The organism is Marinobacter sp. (assembly GCF_041984545.1).
GTDB lineage: Bacteria > Pseudomonadota > Gammaproteobacteria > Pseudomonadales > Oleiphilaceae > Marinobacter.
On record NZ_JBHIXV010000099.1, the window covers coordinates 339 to 598 of the forward strand.

A 260-nucleotide genomic window follows, 5' to 3' on the forward strand; every position below is an offset into this window, starting at 1 on the left:
TGGCCGCCAACTCGCAGTCTGCGAGTCAGAGTGCCGGCAGTAGTGCGTCCGCCGCTGAACCTGCCCAGCCGGCGGAAGAGGTTGAAGGCGCCATTGAGGAAGACGATGACGGCGGCTGGTCCCTCTGGTAAGCCGGCCAGCCGAAAAAAAAAGCCCGCCAGGGAAGCCTGGCGGGCTTTTTTATTGTTACGGCGCCATGTCGGCTGGCAGCTCAGTCGAGTTTGCTGAGGTCCCGTACTGCCCCCTTGTCGGCACTGGTG